Below are 19,323 nucleotides of genomic sequence, written 5' to 3' on the forward strand. Positions count from 1 at the left end.
GTTTGGGGGTAAGCAAATGCTGTCTGTCAGGCCGCACTGATACGGGGCGCCTGTGGAACCGATCCGCCAAAGACCTGTTGCAAACGGTCGATATCGAGCACCGACACAAACTCGCCTGCGCGCCGACCGAGGCCCGCTATCGTGCGATGGTCCCAGTGAAGAAGCTCTGCCTCCGGCACAGGATCGAGCCGGTCATTATCCAGCTCGCGGACCTCGATCACCCGATCCGCCCGCATGGCGATCCGTGCCTTGCGTCCGCCCTCCTCGATCCAGAGGACGAGGATGCGCGTGCTGTCATCCTCGGCTTTTGGCGCGAGTCCGAGAATGGAGCGCAGATCGATCACCGAGACCCCTGCACCACGCACATCGATCACGCCCAATACATGCGGCGGTGCATCGGGCAACCGTGCAATCTGACGGCGGTCGAGGATTTCCTGAATGCGGCTCACAGGAATGGCGAAGAGATCCTCCGCCACACCTAGTATCACGACCTGCCCCAGCCCGGCTCCCTCACCGCTCATGCGACGCGGTCCTTGCGGGAATGTTGTGTGAATTCCGCGTCAAGCGCATCCTCGGCAGACCCCAGATCGAAATCGAACCCGACATTCTGCCGTTTCGCCTTGGTCGGAGCTTTGCGCATCTTGGGTTTGACTTGGTTGCCCGAAGAGGCCGCGACGCGGAAGAACTCGATGGCGGATTGTAGCTGCTCTGCCTGACTGGTCAGCTCCTCTGCGGTGGCCGACAGTTCCTCGGAGGCCGAGGTGTTTTCCTGCGTGACCTTGTCGAGCTGCTGGATCGCGAGATTGACCTGCGACGCGCCCGTGGCCTGTTCCTGCGTCGAGCGCGAGATCATCGCGACCAGTTCGGAGGTCTTTTCGATATCGGGCACGAGACCCGCGAGCATCTGGCCCGCCTCCTGCGCAGCCTTTACCGTGTTGCCAGACAGGCTCGAGATCTCGCCCGCAGCGGTCTGGCTGCGTTCGGCCAGTTTGCGGACCTCGGAGGCCACCACGGCAAAGCCGCGTCCATGTTCGCCTGCACGGGCCGCCTCGACGGCAGCATTGAGCGCCAGCAGATCGGTCTGGCGGGCGATCTCCTGCACCACCAGAATCCGCTCGGCAATGGTCTGCATCGCTTCGACAGCCCGCGCGACCGCTTCACCGCTCTCGCGCGCATCAAGGGCCGATTTCTTGGCCATCGCTTCGGTCTCGCTCGCATTATCTGCATTTTGCTGGATATTGGCCGCCATCTGCTCCATCGACGCCGATGCCTGTTCGGTCGAGCTGGCCTGTTCGGTTGCGCCCTGGCTCATCTCTTCGGAGGTCGAAGCCATCTGGTCGGCACCCGCGGCCACGTTACGCACCGCACCGGTCACTTCGGACACGGTCTCGCGTAGCTGTTCGACCATCGAATTAAGCGCCCGCATCAGATCGGTCACTTCGTCATTGCCACGCAGATAGGCCGTCTCGGTAAGATTGCCCTTGGACACTTCTCGCGCCAGATCGATTGCGCGTTGCAGCCCGCGGGAGATCGAGGTGACAAGCCAGATGGCAGAGATAAGTCCGACGATTACCGCGACAGAGAGCATCGTGAACAGCAATATGCGCGCATCGGCATAGATCTCGTCGGTGCGGGCCGACGCCTCGCTCATCCGGCTCATGTTTTCCTGCAGGATGACGGCGAGGGAGGACTGCATCTCGGACCAGAGCCTCTCCGCATCGACGGTGAGGATGCGTGTGGCAGCTGCCAGATTGCCGCTATCGCTCAGAGCGATCGCGCGGTCATTCGTCGCTTTGATCTCCTGCGCGACGCGCTCGTATTCGGCCAGTTGGGTCTTGCCTTCCTCGGTCGCGATCGCCTCGAGCCGTTCCCGATAGCTGAGCGCTATTGCACGGCCTTGCGTCATCCGCTCCATGATCCGCTCCTTGCCTGATTGATCGCTGGTCAGCAGATAGTCACGCACATCGCGCTGCACCTTGAGCTGTTCGGAAATCAGCTCCTCGGTCAGACGGACGCGCAGGGCATCCTCGTCGACGACGGTATTGAGGCTCTGGTTCAGATTCCCGAGATCACGGATCGCGATCATCTGGGCCACGCCCACCATCACGATGATGGCAGCGAAGGCAAGCGCAAGCTTCACTTTAATGGTCAAACGCATTTGGCCGGTTCCTGTTCGTTTTGGGAATGAGCCGCACTCCCCGGCACGGCAATGGCAAAGATCCGTTCGAGATCGGGTATGATAACGAATTTTTCGTCCATAAGGGCGATGCCCTTCACAAAATCTGGCGGCCATCGCATACCGACCTCGGGGATCGGGTCGATGGCGCCATCGTCGATATCGGTGACATCCAGCACACGGTCGGCAAGCACGGCCACCGTCGTCACCTCGCCCGCAAGCGGTATATCGAGCACCAACATGCGGGTGTTTTCGTCCGGCTCGCGCGTTTTCATATTCAGCGCGATCCGCAAATCGGCCAAGGGTACGACCCCGCCGCGCACATTGATCAGACCGGTTGCAAAGCGCCCCGCCTGCGGCACCCGCGTAACGGGGACCGGCTCGAGGATCTCGCGCAACGCCGAGGTCGGGATCGCCAATGTTTCGGTGCCAAGGATGAGTGTGACGACCTTCATCATGCGACCCTCTCGCGCGTACGGAGCGCCTCTTCCATTGACCGGCCCGCCGCGACGAGATTTGCGACATCAAGGATCAGGGCAACGGTGCCATCGCCAAGGATGGTCGCACCCGAAAAGCTCTTGAGCCCCGCATGTAGCCGCGAGAGCTGCTTGATCACCGTCTGGTTATTGGTCACCAGCCGGTCCACCACGACGCCCACGCGCCCACCGAGCGCCGTCACGATCACCACTTTTTGGAAATCGGAGCGCGGGCCCGGAACATCGAAGAGATCAGCGAGCCGGATAAAGGGCACCATGCCCCCACGGACATTGAGGAAATTCGAGCTGGTATCGCTCTGCGCCAATTCGGGCGGCAGCTCGACACATTCCTCGACCGCCGCAACAGGGATCGTATAGCGCTCCTGTCCGACCTCGATCAGCAGGCCGTCGATAATAGCGAGTGTCAGCGGCAGACGCAGGGTGATCTCCGTCCCATAGCCGGGCTCGGAGGACACCTCGATCTGCCCCCGCAGGCCTTCGATGACAGAGCGCACCACATCCATACCCACGCCACGCCCCGAAAGATCGGTGACGGTTTCCGCGGTCGAGAAACCCGGCGCGAAGATCATCATCCGCAGGTCCTGCTGCGTGACGATCTGGTCCTCGGTAATCAGGCCGCGCTCGAGGCCACGGGCACGGATACGCGCCAGATCGAGGCCCCGCCCGTCATCGCGGATACGCACCAGCACCTCGGCACCGGCATGGGTGGCCGACAGCTCGATCCGGCCATTGCCGGATTTCCCCTGCGCCGCGCGCGTGGCGCTATCCTCGAGACCATGGTCGATGGAGTTGCGCAGCAGGTGGACCAGCGGATCGGCCAGCGTCTCGATCACCGTCTTGTCCAATTCGGTCTCGCCCCCGAGCGTCACGAAGTCGATGGGCTTGCCAAGGCGGTCGGAGAGATCATGGATCAGGCGACGGAACCGCCCGAACAGCGTGCCGATCGGCACCATGCGGATCGACATGGTGGTGTCGCGCATACCCGATGTCAGCCGTCGGATATCCTCGGCCACCGACATCAGCGATGGCAGGCGCATCTCCTGGCTCAGGTCATGCAGGCGGGCCTCGGCAATGACCAGCTCGCCCACACGGTCCATCAGCTCATCCAGTCTCTCGGTCGCGACCCGCATGGTCGATAGCGCCGCTTCCCGCCCCGTTGGCGGGGCATCGCCCCCACCCGTCTCGCCGGCCTCCGGCTGGGGGGAACCCGTCGCCACGGTCAGCTCGGGAGAACCATCTTCCTGCCGGATGTCGAGAACGAGATCATCCGCGGAAAACACGAAAACCCCATCGATCTGGTCGCGCGTCACCCCCGATGGCAGCCTGATCGACCAGCGGATCGGTGGCACCAGCGGGTTCAGCGCCTCGAGCGGGGGAACCTCGGAGAGATCTGCGCGCAGTGTGACCTCCGGATCCAGTTCGCGCAGTTCCTGCAGGAGCGCGGGGATCGAAATCCCCAGCCCCAATGCCGCGGGACCCGCTGCAAGTGTCACCCGCCAACCGGGCCCTCCTGAAGCTGCCGGCACAGCCAGCGGCGCCTTCTGGGACAGCGCATCCGCCAGCGCCTGCAGGAGAGCGGGACTGGCCGGTGCTGCCAGTTCGGGCGTATCGAGCAGCGCGAGGAACTGATCGCAGGCTGCAAGCGCCACCTTGATCAGCGCATCGGTCGCGCAGGCACCGGGCTGGCGCAGGGTCTCGAAAGCAGTCTCGAATTCATGCACGAAGGCCGACAGCGCTGAATGCCCGAACATCGCGCTCGACCCTTTGAGCGTATGCAATTCCCGAAAAAGGGAATCGATCAGCTCCCGATCCGCAGGACGCGATTTCAGATCCAGCAGGTTTGCCTCGATCGAGGCCTGCAACTCCAGCGCCTCGGCAAGAAAGATCTGGGCAGCGTCGTCATCCATCGACATCAGCCCGCGACCTTCTTGACCACATTCAGAAGCTGCTGCTGGTCGAAGGGTTTTACCATCCAGCCCATCGCCCCTGCCGCCTTCGCCTGCTGTTTCAGATCGTCGCGCGTTTCGGTCGAGATGAAGACGATCGGCACGCCAAGCGCCTCGGGGCGCGCACGATAGGTGCGGATGAAGGTCAGACCGTCCATCTTGGGCATGTTCTGGTCGGTCAGGATCGCATTGGGTCGCTCGCCCTGCAGCTTGGCCAGTGCATCCTCACCATCAGCGGCCTCGATCACCCGATAGCCCGCGCGGGTCAGCGTTGCACTGACCATCTGGCGGACGGAGGGAGAATCATCGATGGTGACAATCGTTTTGGTCATGAAGTGCGGCCTTGGATTGGGGCCCTGCGACAGATGCGCCGTCACGGATCAGGTGCGGTGCCGCGGGACGGGAAACTAACAGGGAATGATATCGACCCAGACACCATCCGGATCGCGTTTGAGCTGGTCATCGGTGAGCGCGGACTGCGCAAGTATCGCGGGCACAGGAGAGGTATCCTCCAGCGTGACCTGAAGCCGCGCCTTGCGGAGCTGCGCCGTGCGGAAGGCCGCGATCAGCACCGACATTCCGGCCATGTCGCAGGCCGTCCATCGGGCGGTCTCCAGGCGGATGGACGCACCAGCGACAAGTGCCTTGTCGAGCTGGCTGGCGACGGCCTTGGCATTGGCAATCGTGATCTCGCTGACCATCATGTGAGAAATTACTCTTCTGGGTTGCATCATCTAGCAAGAGATCGCCCCAAAGAATTAACGGAGAGCTAAATACGCCACAAAACCTGACGGCTTAATTAAAAAGCTATGAAAATTTAGGGCTGGTGTCGCGGCCGGAAGGGCCGGTGGACAGGTCCCGGAATGCATCAATCACAGTGGCTGCGGATCGCTGCGCCAAGCCCAGATACGGCATAATGAAATCTTCATGCCAGAAAGCTGCTCGTCATCAATCTATTTCTTAGATGTATCTGATATCCTTATCAGAAATCCCATCGCATGTCTATTGCCCGTTGTGCATATCTACCGCGCGCAAACGTGAGTTGTGCGCCAGCACCAAGCCCGTATAACCGACGCAACCTTCGACGTTGTAGAAGGCGTAACGAGTGACCTTTTCTTGCTGTTCGCGCACCACTCCCTGGCCGCGCGCGCCCCGATGTATTATCGGGATTTTCTCAACAGATAGATATCCATGATCCAGCCATGGCGGCTACGGGCCTCGGCCCGCGTGGTCAGGATTCGCTCCGAGACCTCGGCAAGCGGGCCCGACAACCGCAACTCTTCCGCCATACCGGCATAGGCGGACCACCAGATCTCCACCTCCTCCGGATCGATCGCGGTGAAGGCCCCACCCTCGTCGAGCATGACCACGACACTCTCGGCGCCCTCGGGCCAGCCGTTATGGCGCAGATTGCGCCCCGTAGTGATGGTCACCGGCCCGCCGACCGTATTGAGCGGGATGGCATGGCCCGCCGTCATCGCCTGAATGGCTGTAATTCCGGGAATGACGCGAAGCTCGAGCGGCATACGCGCGGCCACCCGTTCGGCCAGCCGGAGCGTGCTGTCATAGAGCGATGGATCCCCCCAGACGAGAAAGCCCGCGCGCCCGCCCTGCGGGAGAGCGGCGCGCAACTCCTCTTCCCAGATCCGCGCGATGGCGTCATGCCAATCCGCCACGCGGCGCTGGTAATCGGGTTCGGACGCATCGCGCACCGGAAGGGTGAACTCGCGCAGCGCAGGCCCGCTATCGGGCAATACACGCGCGCAAATCGCGCGTCGTGCCTGTGCCAGATCATCCTTTGCTGCGCCCTTGAGCGGGATCAGGATCACCTCGCAGGCTTTCATCTCTTCGATGGCCTGAAGCGTCAGATGGTCGGGGTTACCGGCCCCGATCCCGATCAGAGAGATTGCCCACATTACCGCCCCCAGACGTTTCGCAGAAAAAGAACCGCAAAAGAAAACCGCAGCCCGTGACAGGCTGCGGTCGGATCCTTAGCAGGTGCGCCAGGGCTGTGCCAGCACTCAGGCGGAATAGACGCGTGCGAGGACGAAGCGGTTGCGCCCCAGCGCCTTGGCACCGGCCAGCACGGCCAGATCGACGAGCGGCTCGACCAGCACGACCGACATATAGGCGATGCCGAAGGTGCCGACATTGGCCAGCGTTGCAACCGACACACCCTCACCGTAAAGCACCCAGAACGCGACCCATGCGATTACCCCGCCCTGATAGGCCGTCGAAAGCGCAAGCGCCTGTTTATAGGTGATATCGGCATAGGCGGTATCGGGGGCGATCAGGCGTTGGGCCAGCGCCTGAAGCGCGAAGAGCGGCACCAGAAGCGTGGTGACATTCATCGCATATTGCGGCAGATCCTGCGGCTCGAAGAACAGCCCCTGCGTCAGAAGCCCCAGCGCCAGGCCAATGGCCGCCGGCACGAAGCCCAGCATCAGAAACAGCGTGGAACCGAGGATCAGATGGACCTCAGACACGCCCGCCGGATGATGCGGCAGGATCTGGAACGAGACGAAAACCGCAGCGGTTGCGGCCGCGGCACGGGCCGCCATCATCGGCAGCTCTCGGGTTTTGAGCGTCCTGACCCCCTCATGGGCGACATAAGTGGCGGCACCTGCGGCGGTGGCGTAGCTCAGAAGAAGTTTGGCACCATGCACGATGCCCGGTTCGATATGCATATACGTTCTCCCTGCCGTCGACCCCGACGGCATTTATGGTGACTGACGACGGGCCAGCGGCCCATATCCACGGCAGGTCTCCTGACTCGCGACTCGTCACCTGCATGCCGCCTTCCCCCTTGCGGAGTGGCATTCCGGAGCAGGCTCACCGCTTACAGTTGCGGGGGCAGTTCCGGATTTGGCGCCTGATGGCTACACCGCACCGGATTCCCTTTTCATCCGGCAGCACCTCTCGGCCACCGGAAACCGTGGGATCACTCTTGGCGAACGCGGTCGTTAGGTCAAGCCGCGCGAAGCGGAAGCGCAGAAATTGGCACAGCCGGACAAGAATTGGCCCGTTCAGGCCAGCGCGCCATAGAAGATCAGCGCGGGCTTGACTGGAATCGCGCCACTCGCGGCCTGTTCGGTGATCTGGGCCGCCAGCTCGCGCATTGTCCCACGCCAGATCACCTCGTCGGGATGAGAAATCGATTCCGCCATCATGGCCGACGTTTCGAGGCTCAGCCCCGCAGCCTCCAGCCGCTGCGCCAGCGCCACAAAGGTGCGCCGCGCCATATAGACGGCCGTGACCGCCTGCGCATCGGCCAGTGCCGCCATGTTTAACTCCTCGGGCAGCGCACCCGTGACGTCATGGCCGGTCACGAATTGCAGTCTGCGCGCGGTCAGCCGTCGCGTGAGCGGGATCTGTGCCGCCGCCGCTGCCGCCGAGGCCGCCGTCACCCCCGGGATGATCTCGAACCCGATCCCCGCCGCACGACAGGCGCTCAGCTCTTCTTCGAGCCGCCCGAAAATGCCGCCATCGCCCGATTTCAGCCGCACGACCCTGCCGCCCGCGCGGGCATGATCGACCAGAAGCTGGCTGACATGGTCCTGTTTTGGCGACGGACGTCCGGCCCGTTTGCCCACGCCGATCAGATCGCATTCGGGCCGCGCCAGATCGAGGATCGGACCGGCAGAGAGATCGTCGAAGAGGATCGCATCGGCCTGCCGGATACGCTCGGCCCCGCGCAGGGTCAGAAGTTCGGGATCCCCCGGACCGGAAGAGACGAAACTGACGAACCCGCTCATATATCCTCCGCAATCAGATGGAAGAAGGTGCCCGTGACATAGCCCCTGCGCGATCCGGTTTCCACCACCGAAAGACCGGCCGCATCGGTCACGCGGGCCAGAGGCGCGTCGGGCTGCGACAGGATGGTCGAGAAATGGAACTCGTGCCCGCGCAGCGCAGCCCCTTCGGCCTGCCCCGGAATGGGCGCCAGAAGCCGCGCGTGACGATAGCCCAGATGCATCTTACGTTTGGCATAGGAGGTCTCTAGCCCCAGAAGCCCCGCCATCGCGTGGCGTGCTCCGTCCTTGTCGACCAACCCCTGCCCCAGCACCATATAGCCGCCGCATTCGCCATGCACGGGACGGGTCTGCGCGAAGTCGCGAAGCCCCTTCAGGAAGCTCGCCTTTCCGGCAAGCCGCCCCGCATGGAGTTCGGGATAGCCGCCCGGCAGCCAGACACAATCGGCCGTCGGGTCGGGTGACTGGTCCTCGAGCGGCGAGAAGAAACCGATCTCCGCACCGGCCTGCCGCCAGCCGTCCAGAAGATGAGGATAGAGGAAGGAAAAGGCCTGATCGCGGGCGATGGCAATGCGCTGGCCGGGGGGCGTGAGCGGAGCCGCAGCACCCGCAAGCGCGCGTGTGGGCGCGGCTTGCGCGCGTAGCGCCGCAAGGTCGAGATGCCCTGCCACCAGATCGGCCATCGCCTCGATCTGCGCGTCAAGCTCGGGCCGCTCGGAGGCCTGCACGAGCCCCAGATGGCGCGAGGGCATTTCGAGATCCTTCAGGCGCGGCAGGCATCCGAGGCAGGCAATGCCAGCCTCGGCAAGCCCCTCGCGGACCATCATCTCGTGGCGCGGGCTGGCCACGCGATTGACCACGGCCCCTGCGATCTTGACCTCGGGACGCAGCCGCGCGAACCCCAAGGCGACCGCGCCCACCGATTGCGCCTGCCCGCCCGCATCGATCACCAGCACCACCGGCCAGCCTGTCAGCACCGATAGATCCGCGGCACTGCCACGCGCGGTGGCCCCGTTTTGCGCGACCCCGTCAAAGAGCCCCATCGCCCCTTCGGCAATCACCAGATCCGCCCCTTCGGCGCCCGCAATGATCCGCGCCATCACCCCCTCGGGCATCGCCCAGCTGTCGAGATTGGCCGAAGGCAGGCCGGACGCCACCAGATGGAAGCCCGGATCGATATAATCCGGCCCCGCCTTGAAGGAACGGACCCCGACACCCGCACGGTGATAGGCGCGCAGCAGGCCCAGAGTGAGCGTGGTCTTACCGGTGCCTGACCCAGTGGCCGAGATGATGAGCCCGTTCATTCAGTTCCCTCCGGAAAACGCGGATCGGTCCCTACGGGGCGGTAGCGGCGGTCGTAATCGCCGGCATAGAGACGGCTCTCGTCAAACCCCTCTTGCGCCAGCGCCCGTCCCACCAGAATAAGCGCGGTGCGCCCCCGCATGCCCTCCGATGCCGCAAGCACTGTGCCGAGCGTGGCGCGCACAATCTTCTGGTCGGGCCAGCTCGCGCGCCAGACGACGGCCAGCGGACAGTCCGCGCCATAAAGCGGCAAGAGCCGCGCGACGACTTCCTCGAGCACATGCACCGAGAGATGGATCGCGAGCGTCGCGCCGGTTGCCGCGAAATTCTCGAGCGTCTCGGTGTCGGGCATGGGGGAGGCCCGCCCCGAGGTCCGCGTGAGCACCAGCGATTGCGCGACGCCGGGCAGGGTCAGCTCGGTGCCGAGCGCGGCAGAAGCCGCCGCAAAACTGGGGACACCGGGGCAAATCTCGTAGGGAATGCCCTCGGCCCGCAGACGACGCAGTTGCTCGCCCATTGCCGAATAGACCGACAGATCCCCCGAATGGAGCCGCGCCACATCCTGCCCCGCCTGATGGGCGTGGCGGATCTCGGTCATGATCTCGTCAAGCGACAGAGGGGCGGTGTTTATGATGCGCGCCCCTGACGGGCAATGCACCAACAGCGCCTCGGGCACCAGCGATCCGGCATAGAGACAGACAGGCGCCCGCGCGATCAGATCGCGCCCGCGCAGGGTGATCAGATCGGCCGCACCGGGGCCTGCGCCGATGAAATGGACGGTCATGGGTGATCCTCTTCGAGTGGTCCGGTGTCGTATTGTCCGGCAAGCGCCGTCGTGATCGTGCCGCAGGGCGAGACCTTGCGGGGGGACAGGATCCGCGCGCCCTCGCCCGCAGCCACGAGCGCCAGCGCCTCGGCCACCGAGCCCGTGCCGAAAATATCCATGATACGAGGCGAGATGGTGGGGGTCTGCACCCCGCACAGGGCCGCGCGCGGCAGCAGCTGCAGCGCGATGCCCTGCGCGGTGAGCGCCGGGTGCGCGCCTTTATCCTCCAACACCGCCAGCAGATCGACCCGCCCCGCATCGGAAATCGCCTGCGCTAGCGCATCGGCGGTTGCATCCGCGCGTAGCCCCATGCCCAGCACGCGTCTCATCGCGCAACACTCCACTGCAGGATCGGTCGGGCACGCTCCCAGCCGCGCATGCGCCCCAAGGGCGCGTCCTCCGCCAGCTCGATCCGCAAGAGGGTCCCGCCGAGTGTAGCCTGAAGCTCCAGATAAAGCGCCTCGCTTTCCAGCGTCACCGCGTTACCGGTGACCCGTGTGCCTTGCGGGAGCCGCTCCCAGAGCGCGGCAAACCCCTCGCGCGTAAGCCCGCCGCCGATGAACACCGCATCGGGACGCACTTCAGGCAGCGTTTCGGGCCAGTGGCCCTGAAGCACATCGATCCGGTGATCGATCCCGAATTTCATCGCGTTCTCGGTAATCTGGCCGAGCCTGTCGGCGCGCGGCTCGAGAGCTGCGGCCCGCCCGCCCGCCAGCGCCCATTCGACAGATATCGAGCCAGAACCCGCGCCGAGATCCCACAGATATTCGCCCTGACGAGGCGAAAGCGCCGATAGCGTCAATGCCCTGACGGGGCGTTTGGTGATCTGGCCATGATGGGTGAAGAGGCTATCGTCGAGCCCGAAGCCACGCGGCAGACCGGGCCCGCCCTGCGCCGAAATCGCCACCAGAACAGATTGCCCGAACTCTCCGGTGACCGCATCCGCTGGCAGATCGCGGCGGATCTCGCGCGGACCGCCGATGGCCTCGAAGACATGGAGTATCGAGGCACCAAAGCCCAGAGTGTCGAGATAGGCCCCGAGTTCGGCCACCTGTGCCCCGCCCCGCAACGTCACGATCAGGCGGCTGCCCTGTGCGAGAGAGGGACGCAGGCGCGAAAGAGGTGCGGCATGCAGGCCCAGCGTCTCGACCTCCTCGAGCCGCCACCCCAGCCGCGCGGCCGCCCATGCGATCGAGGACACCGCTGGATGACAGATCCACTCCTCGGGGGCCAGCGCGGCCGCAAGCGACCCGCCCGCCCCATGCCAGAACGGATCGCCCGATGCCAGCACCACAACCCGTTGCCCGCGCAGCGCCAGAACCGGGGCCAGATCGAAGGGCACAGGCCATGCCCGCCCTCGCGCGCCCGCGCCCACCAGATCCAGATGGCGCGGCCCGCCAAAGATGACCGAAGCCTGAGAGAGGATTTCGCGGCTTGCATCCGACAGCCCCGCCGGTCCATCTTCGCCAAGACCGATAATATGGAGCCAGGGCCTATCCATGCCGCGTATCCTTTTGCTCGGAGGCACATCCGAAGCCGCCGAAATGGCCCGCATTCTGGCGCGCGCAGGGCTCTGGGCGGTCTATTCCTATGCGGGGCGCACGCAATCGCCAGTGGCCCAGCCGCTTCCCCTGCGGGTCGGGGGCTTTGGCGGGGTTGACGGGCTGCGGGCCTATATGGCGCGCGAGGCAATCACCCATGTGATCGATGCGACCCATCCCTTTGCCGCGCAGATGAGCCGCAACGCGATTGCGGCCTGTCGCGCGCAAGGCGTGGCGCTGTGCGGGTTCGAGCGGCTGCCATGGGTTGCGCAAACCGGTGACCGCTGGACCTCTGTGCCCGATATGGAGGCCGCCGCCAGTGCCCTGCCCATCGAGGCAAAACGCGTGTTTCTTGCCATCGGTCGCCAGCATATCGGGCTTTTCGGCGCCGTCCCGCAGCACCATTACCTGCTCCGGCTGGTCGATCCCCCAACCCTGCCGCTGCCTGTGCCCGATTGCCGCGTGGTGCTGGCGCGGGGACCGTTTCTCGAGGATGAGGATCTGGCGCTGCTGCAGGAGCACCGGATCGATCTGGTGGTGGCCAAGAATGCCGGAGGCACGGGCGCGCGCGCCAAGATCGATGCCGCGCGGCGCCTCGGCCTGCCCGTCCTCATGATCGAGCGCCCCGAAACGGGGGCACGGCTGGTCTTCCACGCGGCAGAGGATGTGATGGGCTGGCTCGGACACGGGCTCTAACGCTCCTGTGCCAGCGAGCGCGGGGTATAGTAGAACCGCCCGACCTGACGGGTCTCGGCGGTGCCCACGATTACCACGGTGCGCATATCCGCCATCTCGGCTTGCGCCTGCCCCAATGGCACCGTCACGATCCGTTCGTCGGGACGCGAGACATTGCGTGCGAATGAAACCGGCACGGAGGCCGGCAGTTCCTCGCGCAAGATCGCCAAAGCCTGCCCGAACTGGTGCGGGCGCGAGGCCGAGCGCGGATTATAGAACCCCATCGAGAACCCCGCCCGCGCGGCCAGCCTCAGCCGCGTCTCGATGACCGTCCAGGGTTTGAGATTGTCCGACAGATTGATGGCGCAGAAATCATGGCCCATCGGCGCACCGATCCGGGCGGAGGCTGCCAGCATCGCGGTGATCCCCGGCAGGATGCGGATATCGAGATCACGCCAGCCAACCGGCCCTGCCTCCAGCGCCTCGAAGAGCGCCGAGGCCATCGCAAACACCCCCGGATCCCCCGAGGAGACGACCACCACCCGCGCACCCCGTGCCGCAAGCGAGAGCGCATGGGTCGCGCGCTCCAGCTCGACGCGGTTATCGCTTTCATGCTTGGTCAGGCCCGCGCGGTCCGGCACGCGGCGGACATAAGGGATATAACCGATGATATCGGTGGCCTCGGCCAAGGCGGCCTGCACCTGCGGCGTCACCAGAGCCTCGTCACCGGGGCCGAGCCCTGCTACCTGCACCCAGCCAGAGGGACGCCCGCTCATGGCCTGCGCCCCTGACCATGCACGACCACGATCGAGAAATAAGGCACCTCGCCGCTGATCTCGGAGAGTTTCTGCACGGTCTGGTTTGCCATCGTGCCATGGGTCACAAGCCACGCATCGTCATATTTTCCGGCGGCCTGCAAGGCGCGGGCCAGCTTGGGCAGGTTGCGCCCGATCTTCATGACGACCAGCGCATCGGTCTGACCGATCCGCGCGGTCAGGTCCTCTTCGGGGAGTGTCGCCATAGCAACCGTCAGCACATCATCGCCCCATGTCACAGGCAGTCCCGTGGCCGTCCAGCAGCCCGACATGCCGGTAATCCCCGGCACCACCTCGACCGCAATCCGGTCCTTGAGGCGGGTATAAAGATGCATGAAGGAGCCGTAGAAGAAGGGGTCACCCTCGCAGAGCACGATCACATCTTGCATGACACAAAGCGCAGCAAGCCGCTCCGCCCAACCGTCATAGAAGGCCGAAAGAAGACGGTTATATTCGGGATCGGTGAAGGGAATCTCGGTGGTGACAGGATAATCCATCGGATATTCGACGGCCTCCGGCAAGAGCATCCCATCGACGATACGGCGTGCCTGCCCCATCCGGCCCTTCTTGCGGAAGAAGGCCACATGACGCGCGCCCGACACCAGCCGATGCGCCTTTACCGACATCAGATCGGGATCACCGGGGCCGAGCCCCACACAGATGAGCCGTCCCATCTTATTCCTTCCGGCTGGCAAGCGCGTTTACGGCGGCCACCGTGATCGCCGAGCCGCCCAGACGACCGCGCACGATGAGAGAGGGCACAGGCTGGTCCTCCATCAGCGCGGCTTTCGACTCGGCCGCGCCCACAAAACCCACCGGACAGCCGATAATTGCCGCAGGACGCGGGCAATCGGGGTCTTCAAGCATGTTCAGCAGATGGAAGAGCGCGGTCGGCGCATTACCGATGGCCACAACAGCCCCCTCCAGATACGGACGCCACAGCTCGAGGGCTGCCGCCGAGCGGGTATTGCCCATCGCTTTCGCGCGCTCGACGATATCGGGCGCATGCAGCGTGCAGATCACCTCGTTCTGTGCCGGAAGCCGCGCGCGGGTGATCCCTTCGGAGACCATCCGCGCATCACACAGGACAGGCGCGCCCGCCTGCAGCGCAGCACGCGCCGCCTTCGCCATTCCGGTGGAAAATTCCACATCGCGTTCGAGCCCCACCAGACCGGCGGCATGGATCATCCGCACCACGACCGGTTCTTCCTCCGCATCGAACCGCGCCAGATCTGCCTCGGCACGGATCGTGGCGAAACTCTCGGCATAGATCTTCGCGCCGTCGGTTTCATAGCTATGTGGCATGTCGTCCCCCGTGCCCGTCCTCGTGCCAGTTCACTTCTGGCCCGTCTTGATTTTTTCTCTCAGCGCGCGCTCGTCGAGCGTGCCTTGCGTAAGGTCGCGGGCACGCTGGTCGCGCCCAAATGCCCAGCCTTCCTTTGACGCCACCGCTACCAGATCGCAAGCCCCGGCATGCGCACATCCCTTGGCACAGCCCGAGATATGAAGCGCCTGCCCCTCCGGCAGTCCCTGACGGGCGATCCGGCGCGCCAGCGCACGGGTCGGCTGCGCCCCTTGCGGACAACCGGGCGCGCCCGTGCAGACCGAAATCCGCAGCCGCGGATCATCGGGGACGGTGACCGCCCCTGCAACTTCGGGAAAGACCCGCGCGCCCTCGATCAGGATCATCCGCCATGGGGTCAGGCGAAGCTTGCCCATACTGGCGATCTCGGCCAGTTCCTCGGCATGGATCTGCCCGAAGCCCACACCAAACAGCGCTCCCTCGTCATAGATCCCGGGCGCCGGCGGAGGCAGGCCTCTGTGCATGGCATGGGTGCGCCATGCCGCAGGCAGCGTGGCCCCCGCCTCCAGATGGCGCGCCATACGTCCACGCCCATCTGTAATGCCGCCAGTGTCCTGAAACCATTGTGCCATCTCGAGTGCCGCCGCAACCGCATCTTCGGGCCTGACTGCGCGCCCACGCTCGGCGCCATCAGCGCGGATGATCAGCGCATCCTGCGTCCGTTCGATGCGGATATCGGCAGAGCTTCCCTGCAGAAGCGGCACGGGGCCACAATCCACCGCAAAGCCGAATTTGGCAGGCAGCTCCGGCCCGTCCTCTCGCGAGAGGACCGCGCTCAGATCATCGCCCAGCCGTTGGGTCAGATCGCCCATCTGCCAGAACGGCTGCGTAATCACATTACGCCGCGTCTCTCCGGCGACGGAGGCATCGAGCAGACCGAGCGTGGCCAGCGCCATCAGCAGCGCGTCATGATCTTCGCGTCGAATGCCGCGAAGCTGCAGATTGCCGCGTGAGGAGAGGTCGATCAACCCGTTGCCGAACTGCGCGGAAATCCCCGCCAGCGCGCCTGCCTGTCCCTTGGTCAGACGCCCATACCACGGGCGCACCCGCACAACCAGACCATCGCCCGACATCATCGGACGGCGCGCGCCCGGGCACCAGCCACGGATCTGCGGATCGGCCTGTGAGATCTTTGCCTTGCTGCGATACCAGGCGGTGCTTACTGCCATTCCTGCATTCCCGAAAAAACCTCTCCGGAATTCGAACCGGCCAGAGCATTCTGTATGGAATTGCGCCGGCTCGTCCAGAGCCCCGCCGCGGCAAGGGCCTTGAAACGGTCCCAGAGCGCCCTTAAAGCCTGCGGATTCTCGCGGCCGAGAAATTCGACCAGATCCGCGCGGCCAAGCGTGGCTTCGAAATAGAGGTCGAACAGATGGTCGGGTACCGCGCGCGACAGATGGGCAAAAGCCGCGAGATGGTCAAGCGTCGCCGCGATCTCCGCCCCGCCACGAAAGCCGTGACGCATCATGCTGTCGGCCCAGTCGGGATTGGCTGCGCGGGCGCGCACAACACGCGCGATCTCCTCGGTCAGTGCCCGTGCACGCGGCTGGTCGGGGCGCGTTGCATCCAGATGATAGGATTTAGGCGCAGGCCGCCCCAGACGCGCCAGCGCCGCAGCAAATCCGGCCTCATGGGCGGCATAATCGGAGGCCACCAGAAGATCGGTTTCTGGCAGGTCCTGCAGATGAACGAAGCTGTCTGCCCCCGCCAGACGTTGCTCCAGCGCCGCGCGTGCGGGCGTGACATTGCCCTGCGCATCGATCGCATGCGATGAGGCATCGAGCCATGCCTCACCCGCCAAAGCGCGGCCTTCTTCGGTGTAATCCTCGAGCGCACCGCCCATATTCAGCCCGTAAAGACCGGGCTTCGGACCAAAGACGCGGGGAGACCTTGCCAGATAGGGATTGTCCTCGGGCGTTTCGTCGCGCTGGGCTAAAGCCTCGCAGGCCAGTTCGAACATCTGCGCAAGCCCCGGGAAGACGTCGCGGAAAAGCCCCGAAACCCGCAGTGTCAGATCGATCCGGGGACGGTTCAACAACGCCAGCGGCAGGATCTCGACCCCCGAAACCCGCTCGGAACCCGCATCCCAAACCGGTTTGACACCTGCCAGATGCAGCGCCATGGCGAATTCCTCGCCCGCTGTGCGCATCGTGGCCGATCCCCAGAGATCGACCACCAGACCTTTCGGCCAATCGCCATGATCCTGAAGATGGCGCCGCACCAGCTCCTCGGCCAGTTTCACGCCCTGGGCATAGGCCGCGCGCGAGGGCACAGAGCGCGGATCGGTGGTAAAGAGGTTGCGCCCTGTTGGCAGCACATCCGAGCGCCCCCGATGCGGGCTGCCCGACGGGCCGGGAGCCACGAACTGCCCCGCAAGCGCGCGGATCACACCTTGCGTTTCATCCGCGCCGTATCTGCCGGTGCCAAAGACATGAAGCCCTTCGGCATATTGGCTCTCCTTGATATCGCAGACAAAAGCATCCAGCCGCGTGATCGCCTCGGCGGGCGAGGCCGCAGCCTCGATCCCCAGGTCCTCCTCGACGCCCCGTCCCTGCGCCTCGGCGCGGATATCGGCGATCAGCCGGTCACGCCGCGCGGGATCGAGCCCGTCAGCGGTGGAATACTCATCCATCAATGCCTCGAGGCGGATAAGAGTGTCGGGCATCCGCCCTTGGGCCAAGGGCGGGGGCACATGGCCGATGGTCTGCGCTGCAATCCTGCGCTTGGCCTGCGCGGCCTCGCCCGGATCATTGACGATAAACGGATAGATCACCGGCAGGGAACCGGTCAGCACTTCGGGCCAGCAGGTTTCCGACAAAGCGACCGATTTCCCCGGTAGCCATTCCATTGTGCCATGCGCCCCCATATGGATCAGCGCATCCGCCTGACGCTGGAGCCAGAGGTAGAAGGCCACATAGCCATGGCGCGGCACGCGCGAGAGGTCATGGTAATCGGCATCGCGGCGTGCACGATCCGCCCGCTCCGGCTGTAGCGCAACAAGACCCGAACCGCTTTGGATGGCGGGAAACCGGAAGACCCCATCGCGATAGAGCGGATCCTCCTCGGGCGCACCCCAAGCCTCGTGAAGGTCATCACGCAACCTATCGGGCAGATCGGCCAGAGCCAAGCGGTAGTCGTCAATGGGCCAGTCAAGCGTTGCATGCTGCAGCACCGCGCCAAGGTCGCTGACCTTGGTCAGGGGATACCCTTCGGCCTGCAGCGCCGCGACAAGCCCCTCCACCGAGGCCAGCGCATCAAGCCCCACTGCATGGGCGATCTGGTAACTCTTGCCCGGATAGGTCGAGAGCACGAAGGCCAATCGTTTCTCTGCCGCAGGGCGCGCCAAGCGGCACAGCGCCATGACCCGATCGGCCACCTGCGCCACGCGGCCCGGATCGGGCCGATGAATGAAGCGCGAATATTGCAAATCGGGGTCGCGTTGCGAGGGAGATTTGAACGAGATCACACCACCAAAGATCCGGCCATCGACTTCCGGTAATACGACATGCATCGCCAGATCGGAGGGCGCAAGCCCGCGCTCGGAACCTGCCCAATCGCGCCTGCGCGCAGTCGTGAGTGCAACCTGCACCACCGGCACACCTGCCGCATCCAAGGGCGAGCCACCCTCGGCGCCTTGCGCCGAGAACGCGGTGGCATTGACCACTGTAACCGGTTTGAGCCGCGCAATCTCGCGCCGCAGCCAATCCGGCACGCCCTGTGCCTTCAGAGAGGGAGCAAACACGCCATAGGCGTTCAGACCACGCGCCCGCAACGCCTCGATCATCGCATCCACGGGCGCGGTATCGGCCGCGGTCAGATAGGAGCGGTAGAAGGTGACCAGAGCGATATCCTCTCCCGCCTCCGGCGCCGCCACGATCCCTGTCTGTGGCAGGTAGAACCCGCAATCGGGCACCGATTTCACCCCAGAAACCGGCCCCGCATAGAGCCCCGCTGCAAGCGAGAGCTGTGCAAGTGCGGCTTGGGCTGCCACCGCGCCCCCCGCATCACATAGCGCCTGAAGGCGCCGCAACGTGGAGACCGGCAGCGTGGAGAGCGCATCGAGGCGGGCATCCTCGCGCCCGTCGGCGGGCAGCACGGCCAGAGCGATACCCTGTCGCCGCGCCAGATCCTGTAGCGAGGCCAGCCCATAGGGCCAGTAGCTCTCGCCACCGATGATCCGCACCAGAATTCCCTTGGCATGGCGCAGGGTCTGGTCGAGATAGGTATCGACCGAGAGCGGATGTTTCAGCGCCACCAGATTGGCAAGGCGCAGGCTCGGCAGCGTCCCTGCCCGTTTCCAGCCCGCCGCGAACGCACCGAGGTCGCTGTCACTGAAGGACAGCACAACAAGATCGGCAGGGCTCTGTCCCAGATCCTGCGGCTGGTCCGACTGGTCCAGCCCATGCGTTTCGCGAAAGACCACATGCATC

19 protein-coding genes and 1 riboswitch are annotated in these 19,323 nt (G+C 64.7%); of the genes, 1 reads left to right on the top strand and 18 read right to left on the bottom strand.

The genetic code is table 11. The features are described from left to right. Positions 1 to 26 precede the first annotated feature (26 nt). From VSX56_RS06435 to cbiE, 13 genes are all read right to left on the bottom strand, one after another. Positions 27 to 521: a chemotaxis protein CheW gene (locus tag VSX56_RS06435; protein ID WP_350935730.1), complete on the bottom strand. Its 495-nt coding sequence runs from the start codon at positions 519 to 521 to the stop codon at positions 27 to 29. Then, positions 518 to 2,158 (bottom strand): methyl-accepting chemotaxis protein, encoded by a 1,641-nt coding sequence (locus VSX56_RS06440; protein ID WP_350935732.1) that lies wholly within the window; start codon positions 2,156 to 2,158, stop codon positions 518 to 520. Before VSX56_RS06440 ends, VSX56_RS06435 begins: the two co-directional genes overlap by 4 nt. Further along, positions 2,149 to 2,634 (bottom strand): chemotaxis protein CheW, encoded by a 486-nt coding sequence (locus tag VSX56_RS06445; RefSeq protein ID WP_339112612.1) that lies wholly within the window; start codon positions 2,632 to 2,634, stop codon positions 2,149 to 2,151. Before VSX56_RS06445 ends, VSX56_RS06440 begins: the two co-directional genes overlap by 10 nt. Continuing rightward, positions 2,631 to 4,586 carry a chemotaxis protein CheA gene (locus tag VSX56_RS06450; RefSeq protein ID WP_350935736.1) on the bottom strand — a complete coding sequence of 652 codons (1,956 nt, stop codon included), beginning with the start codon at positions 4,584 to 4,586 and terminating at the stop codon, positions 2,631 to 2,633. The genes VSX56_RS06445 and VSX56_RS06450 overlap by 4 nt, the downstream gene beginning before the upstream one ends. Next, on the bottom strand, positions 4,586 to 4,951 hold the full coding sequence (locus VSX56_RS06455; protein ID WP_339112614.1) for a response regulator: 366 nt from the start codon (positions 4,949 to 4,951) through the stop codon (positions 4,586 to 4,588). Before VSX56_RS06455 ends, VSX56_RS06450 begins: the two co-directional genes overlap by 1 nt. 75 nt (positions 4,952 to 5,026) lie before the next feature. Next, positions 5,027 to 5,323 (bottom strand): STAS domain-containing protein, encoded by a 297-nt coding sequence (locus VSX56_RS06460; RefSeq protein WP_339112615.1) that lies wholly within the window; start codon positions 5,321 to 5,323, stop codon positions 5,027 to 5,029. A gap of 456 nt (positions 5,324 to 5,779) precedes the next feature. Next, positions 5,780 to 6,535: a precorrin-6A synthase (deacetylating) gene (gene cobF / locus VSX56_RS06465; protein WP_350935738.1), complete on the bottom strand. Its 756-nt coding sequence runs from the start codon at positions 6,533 to 6,535 to the stop codon at positions 5,780 to 5,782. A gap of 105 nt (positions 6,536 to 6,640) precedes the next feature. Further along, the gene (locus tag VSX56_RS06470) at positions 6,641 to 7,306 is read right to left on the bottom strand and encodes an energy-coupling factor ABC transporter permease (RefSeq protein WP_350935741.1); all 666 of its coding nucleotides are present in this window, start codon (positions 7,304 to 7,306) and stop codon (positions 6,641 to 6,643) included. A 54-nt stretch (positions 7,307 to 7,360) separates the two neighbouring features. Continuing rightward, positions 7,361 to 7,572, bottom strand: a riboswitch (cobalamin riboswitch). A 73-nt stretch (positions 7,573 to 7,645) separates the two neighbouring features. Then, positions 7,646 to 8,374 (bottom strand): uroporphyrinogen-III C-methyltransferase, encoded by a 729-nt coding sequence (gene cobA / locus VSX56_RS06475; protein ID WP_350935743.1) that lies wholly within the window; start codon positions 8,372 to 8,374, stop codon positions 7,646 to 7,648. Continuing rightward, entirely contained in the window at positions 8,371 to 9,675 is a 1,305-nt protein-coding gene (locus VSX56_RS06480; RefSeq protein ID WP_350935745.1) for a cobyrinic acid a,c-diamide synthase CobB, read from the bottom strand. The genes cobA and VSX56_RS06480 overlap by 4 nt, the downstream gene beginning before the upstream one ends. Then, positions 9,672 to 10,457, bottom strand: a complete 786-nt coding sequence (gene cobM, locus VSX56_RS06485) for a precorrin-4 C(11)-methyltransferase (RefSeq protein WP_350935748.1) — start codon at positions 10,455 to 10,457, stop codon at positions 9,672 to 9,674. The genes VSX56_RS06480 and cobM overlap by 4 nt, the downstream gene beginning before the upstream one ends. After that, positions 10,454 to 10,828, bottom strand: a complete 375-nt coding sequence (locus VSX56_RS06490; RefSeq protein WP_350935750.1) for a cobalamin biosynthesis protein — start codon at positions 10,826 to 10,828, stop codon at positions 10,454 to 10,456. The genes cobM and VSX56_RS06490 overlap by 4 nt, the downstream gene beginning before the upstream one ends. Next, complete coding sequence (gene cbiE, locus VSX56_RS06495) at positions 10,825 to 12,000, bottom strand: precorrin-6y C5,15-methyltransferase (decarboxylating) subunit CbiE (protein WP_350935752.1); 1,176 nt, start codon at positions 11,998 to 12,000, stop codon at positions 10,825 to 10,827. Before cbiE ends, VSX56_RS06490 begins: the two co-directional genes overlap by 4 nt. Here cbiE and VSX56_RS06500 point away from each other — a divergent pair. Beyond that, complete coding sequence (locus VSX56_RS06500) at positions 11,999 to 12,736, top strand: cobalt-precorrin-6A reductase (RefSeq protein WP_350935754.1); 738 nt, start codon at positions 11,999 to 12,001, stop codon at positions 12,734 to 12,736. The two genes, cbiE and VSX56_RS06500, sit on opposite strands and share 2 nt — an antisense overlap. On the opposite strand, the gene cobJ is transcribed toward VSX56_RS06500, so the two are convergent. The 5 genes from cobJ to cobN are packed head-to-tail and all read right to left on the bottom strand — an operon-like array spanning position 12,733 to position 19,322. Further along, positions 12,733 to 13,491, bottom strand: a complete 759-nt coding sequence (gene cobJ / locus VSX56_RS06505; protein ID WP_350935756.1) for a precorrin-3B C(17)-methyltransferase — start codon at positions 13,489 to 13,491, stop codon at positions 12,733 to 12,735. The two genes, VSX56_RS06500 and cobJ, sit on opposite strands and share 4 nt — an antisense overlap. Continuing rightward, on the bottom strand, positions 13,488 to 14,204 hold the full coding sequence (gene cobI / locus VSX56_RS06510) for a precorrin-2 C(20)-methyltransferase (RefSeq protein ID WP_350935758.1): 717 nt from the start codon (positions 14,202 to 14,204) through the stop codon (positions 13,488 to 13,490). The genes cobJ and cobI overlap by 4 nt, the downstream gene beginning before the upstream one ends. Before the next feature lies 1 nt (position 14,205). After that, positions 14,206 to 14,835, bottom strand: coding sequence for a precorrin-8X methylmutase (locus tag VSX56_RS06515; RefSeq protein ID WP_350935761.1), 630 nt, complete (start codon positions 14,833 to 14,835; stop codon positions 14,206 to 14,208). Positions 14,836 to 14,865: 30 nt separating this feature from the next. After that, positions 14,866 to 16,062: a precorrin-3B synthase gene (gene cobG, locus VSX56_RS06520; protein ID WP_350935763.1), complete on the bottom strand. Its 1,197-nt coding sequence runs from the start codon at positions 16,060 to 16,062 to the stop codon at positions 14,866 to 14,868. Next, entirely contained in the window at positions 16,053 to 19,322 is a 3,270-nt protein-coding gene (cobN, locus tag VSX56_RS06525) for a cobaltochelatase subunit CobN (protein ID WP_350935765.1), read from the bottom strand. Before cobN ends, cobG begins: the two co-directional genes overlap by 10 nt. Position 19,323: the final 1 nt, after the last annotated feature.

It is taken from the genome of Thioclava kandeliae, from assembly GCF_040297545.1.
In the GTDB taxonomy this organism is placed as follows: Bacteria; Pseudomonadota; Alphaproteobacteria; order Rhodobacterales; family Rhodobacteraceae; genus Thioclava; species Thioclava kandeliae.

Coding starts and splice junctions, on each gene's coding strand:
- cobG (WP_350935763.1), bottom strand. CDS start 16,062: ATGGCAGTAAGCACCGCCTGGTATCGCAGCAAGGCAAAGATCTCACAG.
- VSX56_RS06435 (WP_350935730.1), bottom strand. CDS start 521: ATGAGCGGTGAGGGAGCCGGGCTGGGGCAGGTCGTGATACTAGGTGTG.
- VSX56_RS06455 (WP_339112614.1), bottom strand. CDS start 4,951: ATGACCAAAACGATTGTCACCATCGATGATTCTCCCTCCGTCCGCCAG.
- cobN (WP_350935765.1), bottom strand. CDS start 19,322: ATGCATGTGGTCTTTCGCGAAACGCATGGGCTGGACCAGTCGGACCAG.
- cobF (WP_350935738.1), bottom strand. CDS start 6,535: ATGTGGGCAATCTCTCTGATCGGGATCGGGGCCGGTAACCCCGACCAT.
- cobM (WP_350935748.1), bottom strand. CDS start 10,457: ATGACCGTCCATTTCATCGGCGCAGGCCCCGGTGCGGCCGATCTGATC.
- VSX56_RS06490 (WP_350935750.1), bottom strand. CDS start 10,828: ATGAGACGCGTGCTGGGCATGGGGCTACGCGCGGATGCAACCGCCGAT.
- cbiE (WP_350935752.1), bottom strand. CDS start 12,000: ATGGATAGGCCCTGGCTCCATATTATCGGTCTTGGCGAAGATGGACCG.
- VSX56_RS06515 (WP_350935761.1), bottom strand. CDS start 14,835: ATGCCACATAGCTATGAAACCGACGGCGCGAAGATCTATGCCGAGAGT.
- VSX56_RS06470 (WP_350935741.1), bottom strand. CDS start 7,306: ATGCATATCGAACCGGGCATCGTGCATGGTGCCAAACTTCTTCTGAGC.
- cobJ (WP_350935756.1), bottom strand. CDS start 13,491: ATGAGCGGGCGTCCCTCTGGCTGGGTGCAGGTAGCAGGGCTCGGCCCC.
- VSX56_RS06480 (WP_350935745.1), bottom strand. CDS start 9,675: ATGAACGGGCTCATCATCTCGGCCACTGGGTCAGGCACCGGTAAGACC.
- VSX56_RS06460 (WP_339112615.1), bottom strand. CDS start 5,323: ATGATGGTCAGCGAGATCACGATTGCCAATGCCAAGGCCGTCGCCAGC.
- VSX56_RS06500 (WP_350935754.1), top strand. CDS start 11,999: ATGCCGCGTATCCTTTTGCTCGGAGGCACATCCGAAGCCGCCGAAATG.
- VSX56_RS06440 (WP_350935732.1), bottom strand. CDS start 2,158: ATGCGTTTGACCATTAAAGTGAAGCTTGCGCTTGCCTTCGCTGCCATC.
- cobI (WP_350935758.1), bottom strand. CDS start 14,204: ATGGGACGGCTCATCTGTGTGGGGCTCGGCCCCGGTGATCCCGATCTG.
- VSX56_RS06445 (WP_339112612.1), bottom strand. CDS start 2,634: ATGATGAAGGTCGTCACACTCATCCTTGGCACCGAAACATTGGCGATC.
- cobA (WP_350935743.1), bottom strand. CDS start 8,374: ATGAGCGGGTTCGTCAGTTTCGTCTCTTCCGGTCCGGGGGATCCCGAA.
- VSX56_RS06450 (WP_350935736.1), bottom strand. CDS start 4,586: ATGTCGATGGATGACGACGCTGCCCAGATCTTTCTTGCCGAGGCGCTG.